Raw genomic sequence first — 20,557 nt, forward strand, 5'->3', positions numbered from 1 at the left:
CGGGGCCACTGTGTGGCTGACCACCCGTGGACCGTTCGAAGGAGAAACCGATGTCCATGATCTTCGTCAACCTGCCCGTGACCGACCTCGATCGAGCGAAGTCGTTCTACACGGCCCTCGGGTTCACCGTCAACCCGCTCTTCACCGACGAGAACGCGGCCTGCGTCATCGTCGAAGAGGACCACAGCGCATTCATGATCCTCACCCGCGAGTTCTTCCAGACCTTCACCGACCTGCCGATCGGCGACCCGACCACCACGGCCTCGGTCGCGACCGCGGTCATGCTCGACTCGCGTGACGAGGTCGACACGACGGTCACGGCCGGCCTCGGCGCCGGAGGCACGGAGGCGCGCCCGGCGACCGACTACGGCTTCATGTACCAGCGTCAGCTGACCGACCCCGACGGCAACATCCTCGAGTTCGGCTGGATGGAACCCGCCGCCGCCGAGCAGGGCCCCGAGGCCTACGCCCGGCAGGGTTCCTGACGATCGAGTGGGCAGAAGTCGTCCTTCGAGCGACCGGGAAGGACGATTTCCGACCACTCGACTCGAGACCGTGCGTGGATGCCGAGGATGGCTTCTCAGCGGGCGAGCGTGTCGCGCGGGTACTCGTCGAAGCGCTCGGCGTAGGCCCCGGCGAAGCGACCGAAGTTGCCGAAGCCCCACCGCCGGGCGACGTCGGACACCCGGGTCTCGTTCGGCGACGCCTCGAGCAGTTCGTCCCGGACGCGGTCCAGCCGCACCTGGCGCAGATACGCCGCGGGCGACGTGCCGAGGTGCTCCTTCATCGAGGTCTGCAAGGTGCGCGTGTGCATGCCCGAGGCGGCGGCGATGTCGGCCGGAGTGAGTGGCTCCGCGGCGTGGGCGTGGATGTACTCGACCGCGTGCCGCACGCGCGCGGCCTCGTGCGTGCGCAGGCCGACCGGCACGTCGACGGCCCGCCACGGGAAGAGATCGAGCATGGCTCGGGCGAGGCTGAGCTGGGCCGAGAGCCGGACGAGCGGGGACGCCTGCTCGGCGACGACGGCCGCGGCGCTCGAGCCGACGGCGGCCCGCCAGGCCGCGACGGCCTCGGGCCGCGGAGTCACGGCGTAGTCGAAGACGATGCGTTGCGAGGGCCCACCGTGACGTTCGGCGGCGGTCTGTTCGAGGAACGCGGTGCCGACCTGCACCATGCTGTTCTTGCGCGGGGTCGACTCGAACGAGAAGGCCTCCTCGGCCGGCATCAGGAACGGCGTCGAGCCTTTGCTCGTGAAGGTGTGGCCTCGCTGGTGGAGGGTGGTGCGGCCGCTGCGGTTCCACGCGACGATGTACTGCCCGGGGAACGGGATCTCACCCTGCATCGGGGCGGTGAACGACGAGGTCTGCAGCACGAGACGGTGGTCGCCTGCGAGCACGTACGAGTATTCGAAGGGGCTGTCGGCCGGCTGAGCCCGGAAGCGTCGGCCCCGGTAATGGGTCTCGAGGCGACGTGTCGCCTCGCGCAGGTCGGTGCCGCCGTCCTGGACGCGACGGTAGGTCGACCCGGTGCCGCCCGTGAGGTCGACGGGGTGCGGGGTGACGCCGCCCGTGGGGTCCGGTTCTCCGTCGGGCTCGCTGACGTAGAAACTCGGCATGGTCGTCCTCTCGATCCGTCGTCCTGCTGCACCGCCGCGGTGAAGGGCGGCACACGATGGAGACGATGCCCGAGGGCGAAACGTCACGAAATCGTCGGACTCTCTCGATCTTCGGCGCGGTGGGGCGGGGCGACGGGGCCCGCGATGCCCCCAGTGGGCGGGTCACCGACCCGACCGCGGCGGGCCGGTGGCGACGCCGTGCGAGCCGAGCGCAGCCCTCGCGACGACGGAGGCGCGGTGCCGTCGCACCGCGCCTCCTCGTTCCCGGGTGGTCGCGTCAGTCGGCCGTGGCCACGGCGATCTCGTTCGGCGTCACGTCGAGCTCGCGCGACGACAGCACCTCACCCGTGGTCAGGTCGACGGCGTGCACGCTGTCCGTGGCAGGCTCGGTGACGTAGCCGACGTCGCCCGCGACGACGATCGCCGGGTGGGCGTCCTGCCACTCGGCCGGTCCCTCCCACGCGTCGACGACGGGCCACGAGGCCGTGAGTTCGCCGGTCGCGGGGTCGAGCACGTGCACGGCTCCGTCGGTACCGATCAGGTAGGCGAGGTCGCCCGGGCCGCGGGCCACGCCGCGGAAGGTGTACTCGACGCCCTCGGGCAGGTCGACCACCTCGAGGGTGTCGGCGGCCGTGTCGATCAGGGTGAGGGCGTGCAGCAGGTAGCCCTCGGCGTCGGGGTCGTCCTTGTGGTCTCCGACGACGAGCGGGCTGGTCTCGCTGACCCACGCGTTGCCCATGCGGCCGTAGGGCTGCGAGGGCGAGTCCAGCTTGGTGACCGTGCCGTCGTGGTAGACCAGCGCGCCGTCCTCGCAGCCGAACACGACGGCCTCGTCGGCCGCGGTGCCCTCACCGTGGACACCGGGGCACTGGTCGCTCTGGGCGACGACCACGCCGTCCGCGTCGCGGACCTCGATGCCCGTGCGGCCGTCCGAGTCGCCGACCGTCGTCAGGAAGGTGCCGTCCTCGAGCACGACCGAGACGCCGTGGTGCGCCTCGACGCCCTCGATCGTCTCGACAGTGGGCAGGTCGCCCTCGGCGACGGCGTCGGTCAGGTCGGCGGACTCGAACACGGTGGTGTCGCTCGTGCCGTCGGCGTAGAGGATCGTCTTGCCGCCGTGCCGGACGACGTGGCCCGCGGTGTCGGCGTCGAAGACGAGGTCGGTGAGGGCGGGCTCTGCCGAGCTGCCGGCCGCGGTGTCGAGCACCTGGAAGCCCTCGCTCGTCGTGACCATGACATGCCGGCCGTCGCCGGCCGGGTTGAGGCGGGTGAACTCCTCGGAGGTGAAGTCGCCGACGGTCTCGAGGGTCTCGCCGTCGAGCACGACGACGCGGCCCTCGGACGAGACCGCGAGGCGGGGACCGGACGAGGAGGCGCCGGTCGCGTCGCCACCGTCCGTCGCGTCGGACGCGGTGCCGGGACCGCCGGTCGAGCAGGCGACGAGGGTCGCGGCGACGCCGAGGGCGAGCAGCGTGCTGCCCGTTCGTCGCAGGTGGGGGGTGCGCATGGGTGTTCCTCTTTCTGGTGGGCGGGCGCTCAGGGCGAGAGCCCGGTGGCGATGCGCTGGGTGTTCACGCGCATCATGGTCGGGTAGTCGGGGGCGTCGCCGTCGGCCGCGGTGAGCGACTCGGTGAACAGCTCGACGACGTCGACGTGGACGTCCGCTTCGCTCGCCAGGGCCTGGACGAGCCGATCGGGTGACGACGACTCGGCGAACACGGTCGGGACCCCCGTGGTCTCGACGGCGTCGACCAGGTCGGCGAGGTCCGAGGCCGACGGTGCCGCGAGCGTCGTGCCGCCGGGGATCACGGCCCCGACGACGGCGAAGTCGAACCGGTCGGCGAGGTAGCCGAAGACGTGGTGGTTCGTCACGAGGGCGCGACGCTCGGCCGGGATCGCGGCGAACGCCGCGGTCATCTCGGCGTCGAGACGGTCGAGTCCGGCGCGGTAGTCCGCGGTGCGCGCGTCGAGGGCCGTGGCGTCGACCCCGTCGACCTCGGCGAGCACCGGCTCGAGGGCGTCGACGACGTCGAGCATGCGTCCGGGGTCGGTCCAGAAGTGCGGGTCGGGGGTGCCGGCGGCGTCGCCCTCTCGGTAGTCGAGCACGTCGACGGCGTCACCGGCGACGAACGACGGCACGCCGGCGTCCCCGGCGGCGTCGAGATGCTGCTGCAGCCCCTCCTCGAGGCCGAGGCCGTTCGAGACGACGAGGTCGGCCGCCCGCATCCGTGCCGCCTGCTGCGCCGAGATCTCGAACGAGTGCGGGTCGGCGTCCGGTTTCATCAGCGTGACGACGTCCGCCTGGTCGCCGACGAGCTCGTCGACGACGTCGCCGAGGATGTTCGTCGACACGAAGACGACCGGGTGGTCGTCGCCGGCGGGGGCGCAGCCGGCCAGGACCAGCGTGATGGCGGCGGCGAGGACGGCGACGCGGGCGGCCGCGACGCGGGCGGCGGCGGGTCGGGCCCGGGGGCGGCTCGTGGCCGGCGCGCTCATCGTCCGGTCTCCGCGACGAAGGCCGGCTCGGTCGCCGTCTCGAAGCTGCGGGCGATGCGCGCACCGTCGGCGGGGTCGATCTCGTACAGCCGCTCCTCGACCGGGGCCGAGAGGTAGGCACGCTGCTGGTCGGCGATCAGCGTGGGGGTGCGACCCGCGGCGAGCGAGTCCGCGACGAGCGGCCCGGTCTCGGCGACGACCTGGCCGGTGGCGCCGTCGAGGACGAGCACCCGGCCGTCCTGCGCGAGGGCCAGGAGGCGCTGGTCGGCGTCGTCCACGGCGGTCACCGACACCAGCGGGGTCGGTGCCGGCAGCAGCGTCCAGGCGCGGGCCCGGGTGTCGAGCAGCCAGACGCCCGCCGAGCCGGCGAGCGCGGCCACGGTGGGTCGCCCCTCCCGGTTGTCGAACGCCGTGGCCGGCGGCGTGGTGCCGCCGGACGACAGCGCGACGCCCTCGGGGTAGGGGATGCGTTCGACGACGAGCTCGTCGTCGGCGACGGTCGCGAGCAGGGCGCCGTCCGCGCAGCCGACGACGGCTCCGACGCGGGTCGTGATCGTGCCGGAGGCGTCCGGGCAGGCCTCGCGCAGGCCCGTCTCGTTGCCGTCGGCGGTGTGCCCGACGAGCGTCGTCTCGTCGCCGCGACCCTCGGTCACCAGGGCGTACGACCCCACGGGCACGACCAGGCCGGCGCCGGGTTCGCCGTCGAGGCGGAACCGTTCCCGCAGCTCGCCGCGCGACAGCGCCTCGGTGTCGAGCAGCACGGCGTCGCCCGAGCCCGCGAAGTGCACGCCGGTCGAGCCCGAGGTCGAGAGGTTCGTGGTCGCGACGGTGGCCTTACCGTCGCCCTCGAGGGTGCCGAGGAGGCGCGGGTCGGCCCGGTAGTAGTGGAAGTGGTCCACGTGGTCCCACGTCCAGACCCCGCTGTCGACGACCTCGAGGCCGCGAGGGGTCTCGGCGAACAGATACCGTCCGTCGGTCGCCACGGCGGTCGGAGCCCCGACCGAGCCGAGCTCGACGACGCCCTCGTCGAGCGGGTCGAGGTGGGTGACCGTGCCCGACGGGTCGACGGTGGTGAGGCCGAGGCGGGGCTCGGCGAGTTCTTCGGCGCCGGCGACGGCACCGTGGCCGCCGGTGGCGGTGTCGCTCGCGTCGGCGCCCACGTCGGCGGCGGAGCCGGCGTCCGGGGCGGTGCCGGTCGAGCAGGCGGTGAGTCCGAGGGCGAGCGTGCCGAGCAGGCAGGTCGAGAGGAGGGGGGATCGCATGCGGTCCTTCCGGGTGGCTGTGGGTGGGGGAGTGCGGGCGCGTCAGGAGGCGGAGGTCGCGGCGGAAGCCGTGTTCGCGGGCACGGCGGCGACGGTGTCGATCCGTCGCGTCCGGCGTCGCCGCACGGCGGCGTGACAGGCCCCCGACAGGCCGGCGAACGCGATGGCCGTGGCCGCGATCGAGGCCCCGGCGGCGGTCGCCGCGTGCCACGAGACGAGCAACCCGACGGCGACGGCGAGAACGCCGAACGCGGAGGACAGGAGCATCCGCGAGGGCAGCCGGGTCGTCCAGTGGCCCGCCGCGACGGCCGGTGCGAGCAGCAGCCCGACGACGAGCAGCGAGCCGACGGCCTGGTACGAGGCGACGACGGCGAGGGTGACCAGGCCCACGAGCACGGCCTGCGCCGATCGCGGGCCGAGCCCCAGCACGGCGGCCAGTCGCGGATCCAGGGCGAGGGCGACCAGGGGGCGGTGGAAGGCCGCGGCGAGGGCCACGCCGACGACCGTCGCGCTGGCGAGGAGTCCGAGGTCGGCCGCCGTGATCGCGAGGACGTCGCCGAACAGGATGGACGTGGCATCGGTGGCGAAGCTGCCCGAGTGCGAGATGACGACGACTCCGAGCGCGAGCATCGCGACGAACAGCAGGCCGATGCTCGTGTCGTACGACAGCCGCCCCCGAAGTTGCAGCGCCGCGACGCCCAGGCTCATGACCACGGCGCTGAGCGCGCCCCCGACGAGGACGGGTGCCCCGAGCACGGTGGCCAGGGCGACCCCGGGCAGCATGCCGTGCGCCAGGGCCTCGCCGAGGAAGGCCATGCCACGCACGACGACCCAGGTGCCGACGACACCGCAGAGGATCGCGACGAGGCCGCCGCCGACGAGGGCGCGCTGGACGAAGTCGAGCGCGAACGGCTCGAGGACGGCGGTGGAGAGGAAGGACACGAGACACGACCGTAGCTGAGAATGAGAACGCTTATCAACTAGAGTGGTGCCATGACGACGATCACCGCCGCCGCTCCCTCGTCCCCGGCGCGCCTCCTGGGGGTGGGCGTCTCGTTCGGTGAGCGGGTGGCCCTGACCGACGTCGACCTCGACGTGCCCGCCGGTGCGCTGACGGTGGTCGCCGGGCCGAACGGCGCCGGCAAGTCGACGCTGCTCGAGGTCGTCGCCGGCGTCCGGGTGCCCACGTCGGGCACACGCACGGCGGCCTCGACGATCGCCTTCGTCCCTCAGCGCACGTCGATCCCGGACGGGCTCCCGGTCACCGTGCGCGACGTCGTGACGGTCGGCGCCTGGGGCCGCGTGGGCCGGTGGCGTCCCCTCGACCGTCGGGCCCGCGCGGCCGTCGACGAGGCGCTCGAACGCCTGCACGTCGCCGACCTCGCGCACCGGCCGTTCGCGGCCCTGTCGGGTGGGCAGCGGCAGCGCACGCTCCTGGCCCACGGACTCGCCCGCGGCGCCGACCTGCTGCTGCTCGACGAACCCACGACCGGACTCGACGCGGTGAGCGCCGAGCGCATCCGGGTGACGCTGCTCGACGAGGCGGCCCGGGGCGCGGCCGTCCTCGCCGTCTCGCACGATCCGCTGTTGCTCGAGGCGGCGCACCGCGTCGTCCGGCTCGAGGCCGGTCGCGTCGTCCGAGGCGGAGCTGGCGACGTGGAGGCGCGGTGCGGCACAGTGGCGTCGTGACCGAACACGGCTCCACGCACGACGACGAACCCCGTTTCGAGCGATGAACCCGGGAGCTTCTGGGTGCATCGTTCGAAACGGGGTTCGCGGGGCGTCGTGCCTCAGTCGCGGACGAGCCTGCGGCGTCGGGCGATCAGGGTGCCCGCCCCGGCGAGCACGAGCAGCAGGGCCGCAGCCGCTGCCCACCGGGCGTCCGAACCGGTGAAGGCGAGCTGCCCGTCGACCGCGGCGGGGTCCGAGCCCTGCCCGACCGGCGTCACGCCCGTGCCGGGGGCGGCAGGGGAGCCGGGGCCACCGGGCGTACCGGGCGTACCGGGCGTACCGGGGGTCCCGGGGTCACCCGGAGTACCGGGCGTTCCGGGTCCGGCCGCGACGCCGGGGAAGGTCCCGGCCCTCAGCGAGAACCCATCCGTGTCGTTGTCGTCCGCGTAGAACGTCTGACGGAACCCGTCGACGCTCGTCGCCGCCGGGGCGATCGCGAAGCCCTCGTTGGCCAACCCGCGGTCGGCGTTCGCCGGCGCCTCGAAGACGACGTCCTCGGCGAACGCCCCCGACTCGTCGATCGAGAACAGGGCCGTGCGGCCCGAGCAGGCCTCGTCGCAGACGACCCAGAGCGCGTCGAGGTCGGCGTCGAACTGCAGGTCGGCGACCAGGGCGAACGAGGTCGCGATCGTCGCGACGCGGACGAACGAGCCGTCGTCCATCAGGGCGTAGGCGTAGACGTTCGCGGTGCCCTCGACGCCGACGAAGAACAGTCCGTCGCCGTGGCCGGCGTACGTCGCGGGATCGTAGGAGGCGCCGGTCGCCTCGTCGACGAACCCCGCCTCGGTCAGCCACGCGTCGGGCACCCAGGTGATGCCCTCGAGGCCCGCGTTCGCCCCCAGGCCGGGGAAGTCCGCGGCGAGGTTCCACTCGTCGGTCGCGACGAGCGCCGTGGCCGAGCCGGCCGCCGCGGTGTCGTACAGCAGCACCGAGGGGCGGCTGACCGACCCGGACGCGTTGTTGCGCTCGGTCGACACGTAGACGCCACCGGCCGACGAATCGTCGGCGACCGTGACGCCCTCGGCGTCCACGATGTCGGTCGCGACGCCGCTCGGGTACAGCAGCTTCTTGCCGGCGGCCCAGCCGTCGGTCGTCTGCGGAGCCCAGCCGCCGGCACCGTCCGACACGACGCGGTAGAGCAGGCCGTCGCCGTTCTGCACGGCCCAGAGCGTGCCGGGCGCGGTCGTGCCGGTGGGCTCGTAGTCCAGGCCGCTCAGGTCGCCGGTGAAGGTGGCCTCGTCGTCGAGCGGGACCTCGTCGGGGCCGCCCGGCCAGGCCAGGGGCACCGTGACGCCGGCGAAGGTGTTCGCCGTGCCCTTGGTTGTGGCCGACGTCACGGCGAAGTCACCCGTGCCGTCGGGGCCGCGGCCGTAGGTGGTGGCGGCGTGCGAGGTCCACGAGTACTCGTCGGCGACGGTCGATCCGTCGGCGGCCGTCGTGCCGTCCGGCAGCAGCAGGCGGACCGAGTCGGCACCGCCCAGCCCGAAGTCGAAGCCGGCCGAGGTCGCGGTCTGCTCGTCGAGGACGACGAAGCCCCCGGGTGCCACGACCGTGCCGGCCGGGATCACGTAGCGGTGCGACGGGTCGGAGTCGGTCAGCACGTAGCCGCCGAGGTCGACCGAGGAGGCACCCACGGTGGTGAGCTCGACCCAGTCGCCGGGCGCGCCTCCCTGGCTCTCGACCTCGTTGACCCGCACGGGCGACGAGCAGTCGTTCGCCGCGCCCTTCGTGCTCGCCGTCGTCGTGGTGAGGTCACCGGTGCCGTCGGGGCAGCGGCCGTAGCTGACGGTGCTGTGGACGGTCCACGCGTACGACGCCACGAGCGTGCCCGCCGGGTCGAACAGGCGTGCCGAGTCGGGCTGGCCGAGACCGAAGTCGAAGCCGACCGGGTTCGAGCCCGAGGCCTGGTCGATCACGAAGAACGCGCCGGGCTGCACGACGGAGCCGGAGGGGAGCGTGAGGGGCGTGCGGACGTCGTCCTCGTCACGGAAGGTGTAGCCCGAGATGTCGACGGGCGCGGTGCCGACGTTCGTCAGCTCGACCCAGTCGGTGTCGTCGCCGTTCGACTCGACCTCGTTGATCACGACGTCGGTGGTGGCGGGCTCGGCGGGTGCCGGGTCGGTCGGATCAGGGTCCGTCGGGTCGGTCGGCGCCGGTGTCGTCGCGCACTCGTTGGCGGTGCCTCGCGTAGCCGCGACCGTCGTCGTGAACTCGCCGGTACCGTCGGCGCAGCGGCCGTAGGTCGTCGTCGGGAACTGCGTCCAGGCGTACGAGTCGAGCAGGGTGGCGCCGTCGGCGGCGTAGAGCCGGACGGCGTCGTCGCGTCCGAGCCCGTAGGCGGCGGCCCCCCACGCGGCGTCGTCGTTCACGTCGACGACCAACCGCTCGCCGGCGGCCAGGACGGTGCCCGCGGGCAGCGCCAGGGTGCGCGTGTCGTCGTCGTCGCGCAGGACGAAGCCCGACACGTCGGTCGGGGTGGCGCCGGCGTTGAGCAGCTCGACCCAGTCGTCGGTCGTGTCGATCTCGTTGACGACGACGTCGGCGTCGGCCGCGAGGGCGGGCAGGGCGCTCGTGGCGACGAGCCCGGCGGCGGCGATCGAGCCGGCCAGGGTCAGGGCGCCGAGGCGGAGCAGGGGCGTGCGCATGCGGGGGTCCGTTCGGTCGGGTGTCGACCGAACCATCTCGGACGGAAGCGACGCCCGGGTGAACGCCCCGTGAACGCCGGTGCCCCTGCCCCCGAGTCGGCCCACCCCGACCCGCGCCGCGGCGGCGGGGCAGGACTAGCGTCGCGGGCATGGCATCCGAGGCGACGACCCTGCGGGTGGGCGACCGCGACGTCCGCATCAGCAGTCCCGCGCGCGTGCTCTGGCCCGACCTCGGCGTGACGAAGCTCGACCTGGCCCGGTACCTGGCCGAGGTCGGCACGCCCTTCGTCGCGGCGAACGGCGACCGCCCGATCTCGTTGCAACGCTTCGGCGGTGACGTCGACGGCGAGCAGTACTTCTCGAAGAACCCGCCGCGCGGCACCCCCGACTACGTGCGCGCCGTCGACGTCACCTACCCGAGTGGCCGCGTGCACCCCCAGCTCGTGATCGACGAGCCCGCGGCCGCCGTCTGGGCGGCGCAGATGAACACCCTCGTCTTCCACCCGTGGGCGTCGCGCGCCGGGCAGCCCGACCTGCCCGACCAGCTGCGCATCGACCTCGACCCGCAGCCCGGCACGGGCTTCGCCGACGCCGTCACGGCGGCCCTCGACCTGCGGGCCGTGCTCGGCGAGGCGGGCCTCACGGCGTTCGTCAAGACGAGCGGCAACCGCGGCCTGCACGTCTTCGCGCCGATCGAGCCGACCCACGAGTTCCTCGAGGTGCGGCACGCCGTCATCGCCGCGGCCCGCGAGCTCGAGCGCCGCACCCCCGACCGCGTCACCACCGCCTGGTGGAAGGAAGAACGCGGCGACCGCCTCTTCGTCGACTACAACCAGGCCAATCGCGACCGCACCATGGCGGGGGCCTGGTCTCCTCGGGCGCTGCCCCGCGCCTCCGTCTCGCTGCCGGTCACCTGGGACGACCTGCCCGGCATCGACCCCGCCGAGCACACGGTGCTGACCGTGCCCGGGCGGCTGCAGACGCACGGCGACCCGTGGGCGTCGATGCACGAGTCGCCCGGGCGCATCGACACGCTGCTCGCCTGGTGGGACCGCGACGTCGCCGACGGCCTCGGCGAGCTGCCGTTCCCCCCGGACTTCCCGAAGATGCCGGGCGAGCCGCCCCGCGTGCAGCCCAGCCGCGCGCGCCAGCCCGCCGCCGACTGACCCGCACCGCACCGCCCCGCACTGCACCGCACCGCACCGCACCGCACCGCACCGCACCGCACCGTGTGCCGTGCATGGCACCGCGTCTCGTCGGTGTGCGATGCCCGAAACGCGGTGCCATGCGGCCGAGGAGGCGCGGGTCGCCACCGCGAGCACCTCGCGCACGTCGACACCCGCTCAGGCGAGCCCGCCATCCTTCGAATGCGGCCGTGAGATCGGGCGTCGGCCCGGGGCAGTGTCACGGCTGAGTCACTCGCGGCCGGACGCCGCTCGAGCGCCCGGTAGACCGTCGCCCGCCCCGCGCCGAACGGTTCGACAAGCTCGGCGATCATGCGGTCTCCGGCACTGCGGGGAGCCGACACGTGAACCTCCTGCGCGGGGGAGAGCTCGGGCCTTCGCCCCGTGAGCTTCCCCGCACCTTCGCCGTGGCCGTGCTTTCCCGCGTACACGCTCAGGTCAGGCCGAACTCGAACTCCGCCACCATTCCCAGGGTGCCTAAGAGCAGCCGCCCCACGTGGCGCTCAGGGCGTCCCGCTGCGCGGTGAGGTCCTGGGCGTCGGTTGAGACGCGGGCGTGGCCGAGGAGGGTCCCGGTAGTCGTGCTCTTGGTCTCACAGGGGCCACCTTCACGGAAACCCATTCCGGACCACCTATCCGAGACGGCCTTCATGGCGGGAATCCGGGGGGAGTGGTGCCGACGCCGAATCGCCTGGTGAACGATCGTCAAACGAGACCTCGACGGGTATACGTGGGGGCGCAGGCTGTAGATGCCGTGCGTCGCAGGTCGGTCCGCTAGACCGTCCATGCCGCACCTCCGGTGGTTGTCCGTTCACGCTGGTAAAGAGGATGCCGCCTTGCTGTCGTCACGGCGTGATGACGAGACCGCGCTCCCCCTTGGGGGAGAGCGCGGTCTCGAAGGATGACAGATCTGTCTCTTGGGGCTAGCAGTTCGCTACTTCATTGGTCGGTGAGGTCTGGGTTCTTTCGCGCGGCTAGTGCGACCCATGTCGATGAGTTGCATGGCGGCGATCGCGACCACGGCGATGAGGGATCCAAGCCACCATGGCCAGTTGAAAATGAGACCGAGGACGATCACGGCGAGGGCGGGAATCCACCAGAACTTTGCTAGCACCTTGCAGCTGCCACCTTCTTGAACGGACCCTGGGGAAGAACCTTGGCTTCGTAGCAGGCGGAACTGGTGACGCCGGAACGGTTCAGGTTCACGATTGTCCGCAAGATGCTCTTGGCGGTGCGGAGTCCCACGGCGCCGCAGATGAGGGCAAGGGCTTTACCTGCAACTCCGGTGAGCTTGGAGAGGGTGCACCCAGCAATCGCGCCGACACCGCCCACGGCGATGACAGCCGCCGCGATCGCCTTCATCTCCGCTCCGCTCATGCTCACGTAGAGCCCGGCTCCGTTGTAACCGGAGAGGCGGGGGATCAGTTTTGGGTCCGCCACGACGGGGAAGGTGGCATCTGTGGTGTCCACGGTCTGGGTGATGGTGTTGCCCTCGATCGAGTACGACGTCGGCAGGGACTCGCCTCGGGCGTCAACAGCCCAGGGCTGTTCGAACTCAGCCAGCGTCAGGACCAGCCCCTCAGATTCGACCGCCACAGTCACACGGTCTCCTTCGTCCCGGAGGACAGCTCCGTCGGGTACGTCGACAGCGAAGTCAGCTGCCGTCTCACCCTGGTCAAGAACGGTCAGGACCTGCACTCCGTCGTCCCGCAGCTTCACTGCTGAGGACTCCGCGTCGGCCGGCGTGATGGTCACAGCGCCCAGAGAAGTTCGGGCAAGACCCGCACCATCCACTTCCTGCGTCCCCGCAAGAGGCTGCGCGGAGTCGTCCGCGCTTTGCCCGACGCTGACCAGCGCCCTGTCGATGACGGCGTCGGGGGCGTTGAACTCGGCTGCGCTTGCCGTCGTTCCCCCGGTGACGATGAGTGCTCCCGCAACGGCGAGTGCTCCCAGCAGCGAATACGACTTCTTCATGAATCGTCCTTTGCTAAGCCCAGGTGGGCGAGAAGTCCCCAGTGGCCTCCTCGTGGCGATCATGGCATATTCAACATACCGACTGGTGGAATGTCCGTTGAAATTCTAGAGAGACATTGTGGGGGCGTGCCGAAGGCGGGCTGCATCGCAGGAGTCAACCAAGCCGACAGCAGTCCCTCCTGCGCACGAGCGCTTCGTCCTGGGCCCGATTGTGCTCGCGGACCCTCCGGGCGATGACGCGCGCCAGCCCGCCGCCGACTGAGCCACACCGCCCCCGCACCGCACCGCACCGCACCGCACCGTGTGCCGTGCATGGCACCGCGTCTCGTCGGTGTGCGATGCCCGAAACGCGGTGCCATGCGGCCGAGGAGGCGCGGGTCGCCACCGCGAGCACCTCGCGCACGTCGACACCCGCCTACGCGAGCACCTCGCCCAGGTCGTACGCCGCCGGGACCTCGAGCTGGTCGAAGCCGCACGAGCGCGCCTCACGGTCGTCGCGCCACCGTTCGACCTGCACCGTGTGGCGGAACCGGGAGCCCTCCATCTGGTCGTACCGCACCTCGACCACGCGCTCGGGACGCAGCGGGACGAACGACACGTCCTTGCCCGACGAGAAGCGGCTGCGCTCGGTCTCGGCGTGCCGCACCTCGCCGTCGTCGTCGCGGTCGACGAACGGGGCCAACTCGTCGACGAGCGCGAGGCGACGGGCGTCCGAGAAGGCGGACGCGCCTCCGACGTTGCGCAGCTCGCCCTCGGCGTCGTACAGCCCGAGCAGCAGCGACCCCACGCCCGAGCCGCTCTTGTGCACGCGGTAGCCCAGCACCACCACGTCCGCGGTGCGGTGGTGCTTGACCTTGAGCATCGTCCGCTTGCCCGGAGCGTAGGAGGCGCGGGTCGGCTTGGCCACGACCCCGTCGAGCCCGGCGCCCTCGAACTCGGTCAGCCACCGACGGGCGACCGCGACGTCGTCCGTGGCCTGGCTGACGTGCAGGGGGTGATCCGCGCCTCCTGCCGTGTCGGCCGCGCCGTCGTCGGGACCGAGCGTCTCGAGCAGCAGGGCGTGGCGCTCGGCGAACGGGGTGTCGAGCAGGTCGCGCTCGCCCAGGGCGAGCAGGTCGAACGCGACGAACATCGCGGGGGTCGCGACGCTGAGCTTCGCGACGCGCGACGCGGCCGGGTGGATGCGCTGGCCGAGGGCGTCCCAGTCGAGCCGCTCGTGACCCGGCTCGCCGGTGCGCACGACGATCTCGCCGTCGAGCACGCACGGGCCCGGCAGCAGACGGGCCAGGGCCTCGACCAGCTCGGGGAAGTAACGGGTGAGCATCTTGGAGCCGCGGCTGCCGATCTCGATCGTCAGCGCGTCGGTGGCGGCGCGCTCGGCGTAGACGATGCCGCGGAACCCGTCCCACTTGGGCTCGAAGAGGAGCCCGCCCTCGACGGAGTCGGGCTCGGGCACGTCCGCCACGGCCTTGGCGAGCATCGGGACGATCGGTTCGGCGGCGGTCGGGATCATGCGCCGAGTCTGCTCTCGCCGGGCGCCCGTGCGGCCAGACCCCTGGAAGTCGCCGAGACCCCCGTGCGCGCCGAAGGGGCTCGGCGACTTCCTGGGGCGTGAGCGATCGACGGGACCGGCCGCGACCGGGTTGGATGGACGGGTGCGTGTCTGTGTGGTCGTCCCCGTCCGAGACGACGGAGCCCTGCTCGACGCGTGCCTCCGGTCGCTCGCGCGGCAGACCCACGTGCCCGACGAGGTGATCGTCGTCGACAACGGCAGCACGGACGACACCGTCGAGGTGGCCCTGCGGCACGGCGCCCGGGTCGTCACCGAGGCCGAGGTGGGGATCGCCGCGGCCGCGAGCACCGGCTACGACGCCGCCGCCGGGGTCGACTCCGGTGCGGGCATCGACGCGCCTGCCGACCTGATCGGCCGGGTCGACGCCGACAGCGTCCTGCCCCGCACCTGGGTCGCCGACCTCGTCCGCACTCTCGGGGACGACCCCGACGTGCTCGCCGTCAGCACGAACGCGCGCTTCTACGACGCACCCGTCGGCGCCGAACGCCTGCTCTCCGCCCTCTACGTCGGTGCGTACCACCTCGTGATCGGGGCCGCCCTGGCGCACTGGCCGCTGTTCGGCTCGACGATGATGATGCGTCGCACCGCCTGGCTCGACGTCCGCGACGAGGTGCACCGGCACGAGACGCTGCTGCACGACGACATGGACCTCGCCCTGCACCTCGGCGACCGGCAGCTCGCCGGTCGGGGCCGCATCGCCTACCGTCGGGACGTCGTCACGGGCATCTCGGCCCGGCCGCTCGATCCCGGCAACGCGCCCTGGTTGCGCACCTACCGGGCCCTGCACTCGTTCACGGTGCACGGCACCGACGGGCTGCCCTGGTCGCGCTGGTTGCGCGCCGACCCGGCCGGCCTCTTCACGCGACTCGGCTGGACGCCGTCACCGGTGGTGGACGCTCGAGCGGCCGTGGCCGACGGCGTCGACCCCGACGGCGCCGTCGACGTCACCCCCGGACGAGGAGGCGCGCGCGGCCCGTCCGCGGACGTCTCCACCCACGAGGAACGGCAGGCCCAGCCCGGCCAGCAGCGACCCGAGGCCGCCCGCGGCGAGGTCGCCGATCGTGTCGTCGTAGCCCACGAAGATCGCCGAGTCGATCAGGGTGTGGCCCGCCCACTCGCCCATCTCCCACAGGGTGCCGGCGGCGAGGCCGAACGCGACCGTCAGCAGGACTGAGCCGACGCGGGCGGAGCGACCCGCGCCTCCTCGTCCGTCACGGTCGCGGTCGAGCGACACGATCCACCCCGCGCGCCGGGCGAGCACGACGAACACGGCCGCGAGCAGGCCGTTGAGCACGAAGTGCACGACCGTGTCGTAGCCGGCGACTCGGGTGTAGAGCTCGAAGACGCTGCTCCACGCGGCTCCGAGGGCGGCGACGCCGACCATCAGGTCGAACGTGGCACGCAGGCCGAGCATGCGGGGCACGAGCGTGCCGAGCAGCGCCAGCATCAGCACGGCGATCTCGACGACGCCCCACCCGACGCCCACCACGACGACGCTGAGGGCCGCGACCACGCGCACGGCGTCGGCGACGTACTCGAGCAGGCCGTACGGGCGGCGGAGGAAGGTCTCGGCGAGGGTGGTCATCTCAGGCCTCCTGGGGGCGGTGTCCGTCGTGCCCGTGGTCGGCCGGCCAGCGCACGACGGCGTGCACCGGGTCGTGGTCGGAGGGGGCGACGCCGCCGGGACGGACCCCGCCGACGCCGGCCCGCCCGACGCGTGCGTCGGCGTCGACGAGCAACCAGTCCAATCGGCGGCCGCCGACTCGCGGCGGGCCGTAGTTCGAGTACGAGCCCCACCCGGGGTCGAGGCGTTCGTCGGCGACCTCGCGGCTGTCGACGAGTCGGCCACGGGTGAGTTCGCGGTGCGCGGGGGAGCCGACGACGGCGTTGAAGTCGCCCATCAGGGCGACGGGTCCGTCGAGGGCGTCGGTGTAGGTCCGCAGCTGCACGGCCGAGTGCAGCCTCGAACGGGCCGAGAGGTGGTCGAAGTGCGTGACGACGACGTGCAGCCGGGCTCCGGCCGCGAGGTCGTCGAGCTCGACGTGGACCGCCGTGCGGGGGATCATGTTGCCGTACGACCGCGACCCCGGCACGCCGGGCGTGGCCGACAGCCAGAGCGCGTCGTGCCGGACGATCCTCAGCCGGGTGGTGTCGACGTGCAGTTCGACGCGCTCGCCACCGCGGTCGCGGTCGCGGCCCGTGCCGACCGAGGCGTAGTCGGTGCCCAGCGCGTCCGTGAGCTGCGCGGACTGGTCGGGCAGCGCCTCCTGGATTCCCAGCACCGACGGACGCTCGGCCTCGAGCAGGAGGCGCAGTGCCGGCAGGCGGGTCGACCAGCGGTCGGCGAGCGCGTGGCGGGTGGTCAGCACCTGCGGCATGCGGCGACGGACGTTGTAGGTCATGAGGTGCAGGTCGGGGGCGTCGACGGGGCCGACCGTGGGGACGACCCGGTCGTCACCCGCGCCGGAGCCGGTGGGGGCGGGGGAGCTGGTCGCGGGTGTCATGGCGTGTGCGACGGTAGGCCGTCACGCACGTCACCGCCCGCCTCGGAGCCCGCCGGGTGTCCGCAGGATGCGCATCATGTGTCGCCTTCGCGATCCGATGCGTCGATTTCGGTCGAACTTTTGTCATCGCTCGACATAAGTGACAGAGTTGGGTCCAGACCACCTGAACCCCTCACGACAAAGGAGTCACCCCCATGACCTCGTCACCCTCCGTGCAGCTCTACACGGTCCGAGACGCCGTCTCGGCCGACCTGCAGGGCGCCGTCGCCCGCATCGCCGAGATCGGCTTCACCAAGGTCGAGCCCTACTCGTTCGTCGAGCGCGCCGACGAGTTCGAGAAGGCCTTCGCCGACTCGGGCGTCACCGCCCCCTCGGGTCACGCTCCGGTCATCGACTCCGACGAGCCCGAGCGTGCCTTCGCGGCCGCCGTGCAGCTGGGCATCGGCACCGTCATCGACCCGTTCATCCCGAGCGACCGCTGGCAGACCGCCGACGACGCCCGTCGCATCGCCGACCGCGTCAACGAACTGCAGGTGCTCGCCGCGGCCTCCGGCCTGGGGTTCGGCTACCACAACCACCAGTGGGAGTTCGCGAACCAGGTCGACGGGCGCCCCGTCTACGACTTCTTCCTCGAGCGCCTGAACGACGACGTCGTGCTCGAGATCGATACGTTCTGGTCGACGGTCGGCGGCATGGACACCCCCGCGCTGCTGCGCTCGTTGGGTGACCGCGTCCGGTTCTTGCACGTCAAGGACGGCAAGATCTCGGGCGACATCGCGACCGCGCTGCCCAGCAGCGAGAGCGCCCTCGAGGTGCCCGACGCCCTCGCCGCCGCCTTCAAGAACCAGACCCCGGCCGGTCAGGGTGACGTCGACGTGGCCGCCGTCCTCGCCGCCGCGCCGCACGCCCTGCGCGTCGTCGAGTTCGACGACTACGCGAAGGACGTCTTCGACGGCGTCGCGGAGTCCTTCGCCTGGCTGCAGGAGAACGACAAGTGAGCGGCGTCGACACGACGGGCGGCCGCACGGGTCGCGTGGGCGTCGGCGTCATCGGCGCGGGCGTCATCAGCGGCACCTACCTCGAGAACATGACCCGGTTCGCCGACCTCGAGGTGCTCTTCGTCGCCGACCTCGACCTCGACCGCGCGAAGGCGCAGGCCGAGACGTACGGGGTGCCGGGCCATGGCACGGTCGACGAGCTGCTCGCGATCGACGAGATCGAGATCGTCGTCAACCTGACCATCCCGGCCGTGCATGCCGAGGTCGGGCGTCAGATCATCGCCGCCGGCAAGAACGTCTGGAGCGAGAAGCCCCTCGCCCTCGACCACGAGTCCGCGCGCGACCTGCTCGCCGCCGCCGAGGCGGCCGGCGTCCGCGTCGCGTGCGCCCCCGACACCGTGCTCGGCGCCGGCATCCAGACCGCGATGCGCGCCATCGCCCGCGGTGACATCGGCCAGCCGCTCACGGCGACCACGATGTTCCACGTGCCCGGGCCCGAGTCGTGGCACCCCAACCCTGACTTCCTGTTCGCGCTCGGGGCCGGTCCGCTCTTCGACATGGGGCCGTACTACGTGACGACCCTCGTGCACGCGTTCGGCTCGGCCAGCCGCGTCAGCGCCGTGTCGTCGAAGTCGTTCGACACGCGCTCGATCGGCAGCGGACCGCGCGCCGGCCAGACCTTCCCGGTCGAGGTGCCGACGCACCACGCGGCGCTCATCGAGTTCGCGGGCGGGCAGTCGGCCCAGTCGACGTTCTCGTTCCAGAACGCGCTGCCCCGCATGGGTTTCGTCGAGATCAGCGGCACCGAGGGCACCCTCGTTCTTCCCGACCCCAACACGTTCGAGGGCGACTCGAGCCTGTGGCGCTTCGGCCACGACGAGCCCGAGACGCTCACGGCCGCGGGGTCGACCTACGGCCGCGGGTCGGGCGTGCTCGACCTCGCCCGGGCGATCCGGGGTGGCGATACCGAGCGGGCGAGCGGGGCCGTGGCCTCGCACGTCCTCGACGTGCTGCTGGCGATCTCGTCGGCCGCCGAGCAGGGCGCGCCGGTCGCCGTCGAGTCGGCGGTACAGCAACCGGTGCCGCTCGACGAGGACTGGGACCCTTCGGCCGCGACCCTCTAGGCCGGTCGGCCGCCGGGCCGCCGGGCCGCCGGGCCGCCGAGCCGCCGAGAAGACACGACATGCCGCTCACCTGAGAAGGTGAGCGGCATGTCGTGTCTCCGGAGTGGAGCAGGCCGACCGGGCGCGCGGGTTCAGGTCGCGCGCCCGGTCGGTGTCGACTACGCGGTGCGGATCGAGCCGGTCGCCGTGTGGATCGAGCCCGTGGCGGTGCGGACCGACGCCGTCACGGCCGAGAGGCGACGCAGCGCACTGGCGGTGTAGCGACCGATCGACAGGTCGCGACGAGCGGGCGTGCTGACGTACGAACCGGGGGCGACGTCGGCGGCGAGCGAGCCGACGTACGAGCCGACGGTCGTGGGCGCGGCCGTGCCGACGTAGCGGCCACCGAGCGGGGTGACGGCGGTGCGGGTGGTCGTGGCGGTGGTGTTCACGGTGACTCCTCGGGGCTGGGCGGGTGGTGCTGGTCGGGGGCCCGCGATCGTGGGATCGAGCGGGCGGCCACCGGCGGGGAGGGCTGCGCCGAGGTGCTCGACGGTGACCCTGGCCTCCGTCGGCGTTGTCACCACCATACGCCTTCTTTTGATTAATTCAAAACAACGCGGCCGTTCCTCGCTTTCCGGACAGGACGCACCACGCTCGCGTCGTGGAACCACGCTCCGCGGTGGTTCGACGACACGTCCGTGGTGCGACCTCGGAGCGGCGCGCGGCAGGGCCACGCCCGTCGACCTCCGCTCAGAGCGAGGCGCCGCCGCAGACGACGAGCGCCTGCCCCGTGATGCTGCGGCCGTGCGGCCCGAGCACGAAGGCCACGAGCGCGGCCACGTCGACCGGGTCGACGAGCGCGCCCAGCGGCGGCACGACCGGAGCCGAGGAGGCGCGGGCCGGGTCGGCCAGCATCGGCGTGTCGGTGGGCCCCGGCGCCACGACGTTGGCGGTGACGCCGCGCGGCGCGAGTTCGGCCGCCCAGCTGCGGGTCAGCGCGACCTGAGCCGCCTTCGTCGCCGCGTACTGGCTCTTGCCCGCGACGCCCACGGCCGTGCGGCTGCCGATGAGGACGATGCGACCGCCGTCGGACACCCGGTCGACCAGAGCGTCGACGAGAGCCGCCGCGGCCCCGACGTGCACGGCGAACATGCCCTCGAGCGCGGCGGGGTCGAGTCGGCCGAGGGGCGCGGCGACCTGGAACCCGGCCGCGTGGACGATCGCGTCGACCGGTCCCACCTCGGCGACCGAGGCCTCGACGTCTCGGGGCACCGAGAGGTCGCAGCCGAGCCAGGAGAACCCGTCGCCCAGGTCGACCGCTCGCCGGCTCAGTCCGGTCACCCGCCAGCCCTCGGCCAGCAGGAACACCGCGATCGCCCGCCCGATCCCCGAGCTGCAGCCCGTCACCACGGCGTGCCGTCCGGCACCGGCGTCGGCGCCGAGGGCGTCCCGCGTGTCGTCGTCGACCAC

At 72.7% G+C, this 20,557-nt stretch carries 17 protein-coding genes; 6 read left to right on the top strand and 11 right to left on the bottom strand.

The window, feature by feature from the left end; genetic code table 11:
* Window positions 1-50: 50 nt before the first annotated feature.
* Entirely contained in the window at window positions 51-485 is a 435-nt protein-coding gene (locus EDF50_RS04975; protein ID WP_123518946.1) for a VOC family protein, read from the top strand.
* Between the two features lie 95 nt (window positions 486-580).
* Here EDF50_RS04975 and EDF50_RS04980 read toward each other — a convergent pair whose 3' ends face one another.
* From EDF50_RS04980 to aztB, 5 genes are all read right to left on the bottom strand, one after another.
* Window positions 581-1,615, bottom strand: coding sequence for a helix-turn-helix domain-containing protein (locus EDF50_RS04980; protein ID WP_123518500.1), 1,035 nt, complete (start codon window positions 1,613-1,615; stop codon window positions 581-583).
* 277 nt (window positions 1,616-1,892) lie between these two features.
* On the bottom strand, window positions 1,893-3,122 hold the full coding sequence (gene aztD, locus EDF50_RS04985; protein ID WP_123518501.1) for a zinc metallochaperone AztD: 1,230 nt from the start codon (window positions 3,120-3,122) through the stop codon (window positions 1,893-1,895).
* A gap of 29 nt (window positions 3,123-3,151) precedes the next feature.
* On the bottom strand, window positions 3,152-4,111 hold the full coding sequence (aztC, locus tag EDF50_RS04990; RefSeq protein WP_123518502.1) for a zinc ABC transporter substrate-binding protein AztC: 960 nt from the start codon (window positions 4,109-4,111) through the stop codon (window positions 3,152-3,154).
* A complete protein-coding gene (locus tag EDF50_RS04995) occupies window positions 4,108-5,373 on the bottom strand; it encodes an ABC transporter (RefSeq protein WP_123518503.1) in 1,266 nt (421 codons plus the stop codon). Before EDF50_RS04995 ends, aztC begins: the two co-directional genes overlap by 4 nt.
* A 42-nt stretch (window positions 5,374-5,415) precedes the next feature.
* Window positions 5,416-6,315 carry a zinc ABC transporter permease AztB gene (gene aztB, locus EDF50_RS05000; RefSeq protein ID WP_123518504.1) on the bottom strand — a complete coding sequence of 300 codons (900 nt, stop codon included), beginning with the start codon at window positions 6,313-6,315 and terminating at the stop codon, window positions 5,416-5,418.
* Between the two features lie 51 nt (window positions 6,316-6,366).
* On the opposite strand from aztB, the gene aztA reads away from it, so the two are divergent.
* The gene (gene aztA / locus EDF50_RS05005) at window positions 6,367-7,062 is read left to right on the top strand and encodes a zinc ABC transporter ATP-binding protein AztA (RefSeq protein WP_123518505.1); all 696 of its coding nucleotides are present in this window, start codon (window positions 6,367-6,369) and stop codon (window positions 7,060-7,062) included.
* A gap of 101 nt (window positions 7,063-7,163) precedes the next feature.
* Here aztA and EDF50_RS16785 read toward each other — a convergent pair whose 3' ends face one another.
* Complete coding sequence (locus tag EDF50_RS16785; protein ID WP_199738636.1) at window positions 7,164-9,749, bottom strand: lamin tail domain-containing protein; 2,586 nt, start codon at window positions 9,747-9,749, stop codon at window positions 7,164-7,166.
* 149 nt (window positions 9,750-9,898) lie between these two features.
* Between EDF50_RS16785 and ligD the strand changes: the two genes are divergently transcribed.
* Window positions 9,899-10,915 (top strand): non-homologous end-joining DNA ligase, encoded by a 1,017-nt coding sequence (gene ligD, locus EDF50_RS05015; protein WP_123518507.1) that lies wholly within the window; start codon window positions 9,899-9,901, stop codon window positions 10,913-10,915.
* 1,124 nt (window positions 10,916-12,039) lie between these two features.
* Here ligD and EDF50_RS05025 read toward each other — a convergent pair.
* A complete protein-coding gene (locus EDF50_RS05025) occupies window positions 12,040-12,906 on the bottom strand; it encodes a hypothetical protein (RefSeq protein ID WP_123518508.1) in 867 nt (288 codons plus the stop codon).
* A gap of 415 nt (window positions 12,907-13,321) precedes the next feature.
* Window positions 13,322-14,419 carry an ATP-dependent DNA ligase gene (locus EDF50_RS05030; protein ID WP_123518509.1) on the bottom strand — a complete coding sequence of 366 codons (1,098 nt, stop codon included), beginning with the start codon at window positions 14,417-14,419 and terminating at the stop codon, window positions 13,322-13,324.
* A gap of 142 nt (window positions 14,420-14,561) precedes the next feature.
* Between EDF50_RS05030 and EDF50_RS05035 the strand changes: the two genes are divergently transcribed.
* The gene (locus EDF50_RS05035; RefSeq protein WP_158612632.1) at window positions 14,562-15,653 is read left to right on the top strand and encodes a glycosyltransferase family A protein; all 1,092 of its coding nucleotides are present in this window, start codon (window positions 14,562-14,564) and stop codon (window positions 15,651-15,653) included.
* Between the two features lie 412 nt (window positions 15,654-16,065).
* Here the strand turns inward: EDF50_RS05035 and EDF50_RS05040 are convergent, their stop codons facing one another.
* Complete coding sequence (locus EDF50_RS05040; protein ID WP_123518511.1) at window positions 16,066-16,983, bottom strand: endonuclease/exonuclease/phosphatase family protein; 918 nt, start codon at window positions 16,981-16,983, stop codon at window positions 16,066-16,068.
* A 194-nt stretch (window positions 16,984-17,177) separates the two neighbouring features.
* Here EDF50_RS05040 and EDF50_RS05045 point away from each other — a divergent pair, with 194 nt between their 5' ends.
* On the top strand, window positions 17,178-17,981 hold the full coding sequence (locus tag EDF50_RS05045) for a sugar phosphate isomerase/epimerase (RefSeq protein WP_123518512.1): 804 nt from the start codon (window positions 17,178-17,180) through the stop codon (window positions 17,979-17,981).
* The gene (locus tag EDF50_RS05050; protein ID WP_123518513.1) at window positions 17,978-19,105 is read left to right on the top strand and encodes a Gfo/Idh/MocA family protein; all 1,128 of its coding nucleotides are present in this window, start codon (window positions 17,978-17,980) and stop codon (window positions 19,103-19,105) included. Before EDF50_RS05045 ends, EDF50_RS05050 begins: the two co-directional genes overlap by 4 nt.
* Before the next feature lie 158 nt (window positions 19,106-19,263).
* On the opposite strand, the gene EDF50_RS05055 is transcribed toward EDF50_RS05050, so the two are convergent.
* Both EDF50_RS05055 and EDF50_RS05060 read right to left on the bottom strand, forming a co-directional pair.
* Window positions 19,264-19,536, bottom strand: coding sequence for a hypothetical protein (locus EDF50_RS05055; RefSeq protein ID WP_123518514.1), 273 nt, complete (start codon window positions 19,534-19,536; stop codon window positions 19,264-19,266).
* 301 nt (window positions 19,537-19,837) lie between these two features.
* Window positions 19,838-20,557: an SDR family NAD(P)-dependent oxidoreductase gene (locus EDF50_RS05060; RefSeq protein ID WP_199738637.1), complete on the bottom strand. Its 720-nt coding sequence runs from the start codon at window positions 20,555-20,557 to the stop codon at window positions 19,838-19,840.

The organism is Frigoribacterium sp. PhB24, from assembly GCF_003755185.1.
In the GTDB taxonomy this organism is placed as follows: Bacteria; Actinomycetota; Actinomycetes; order Actinomycetales; family Microbacteriaceae; genus Frigoribacterium.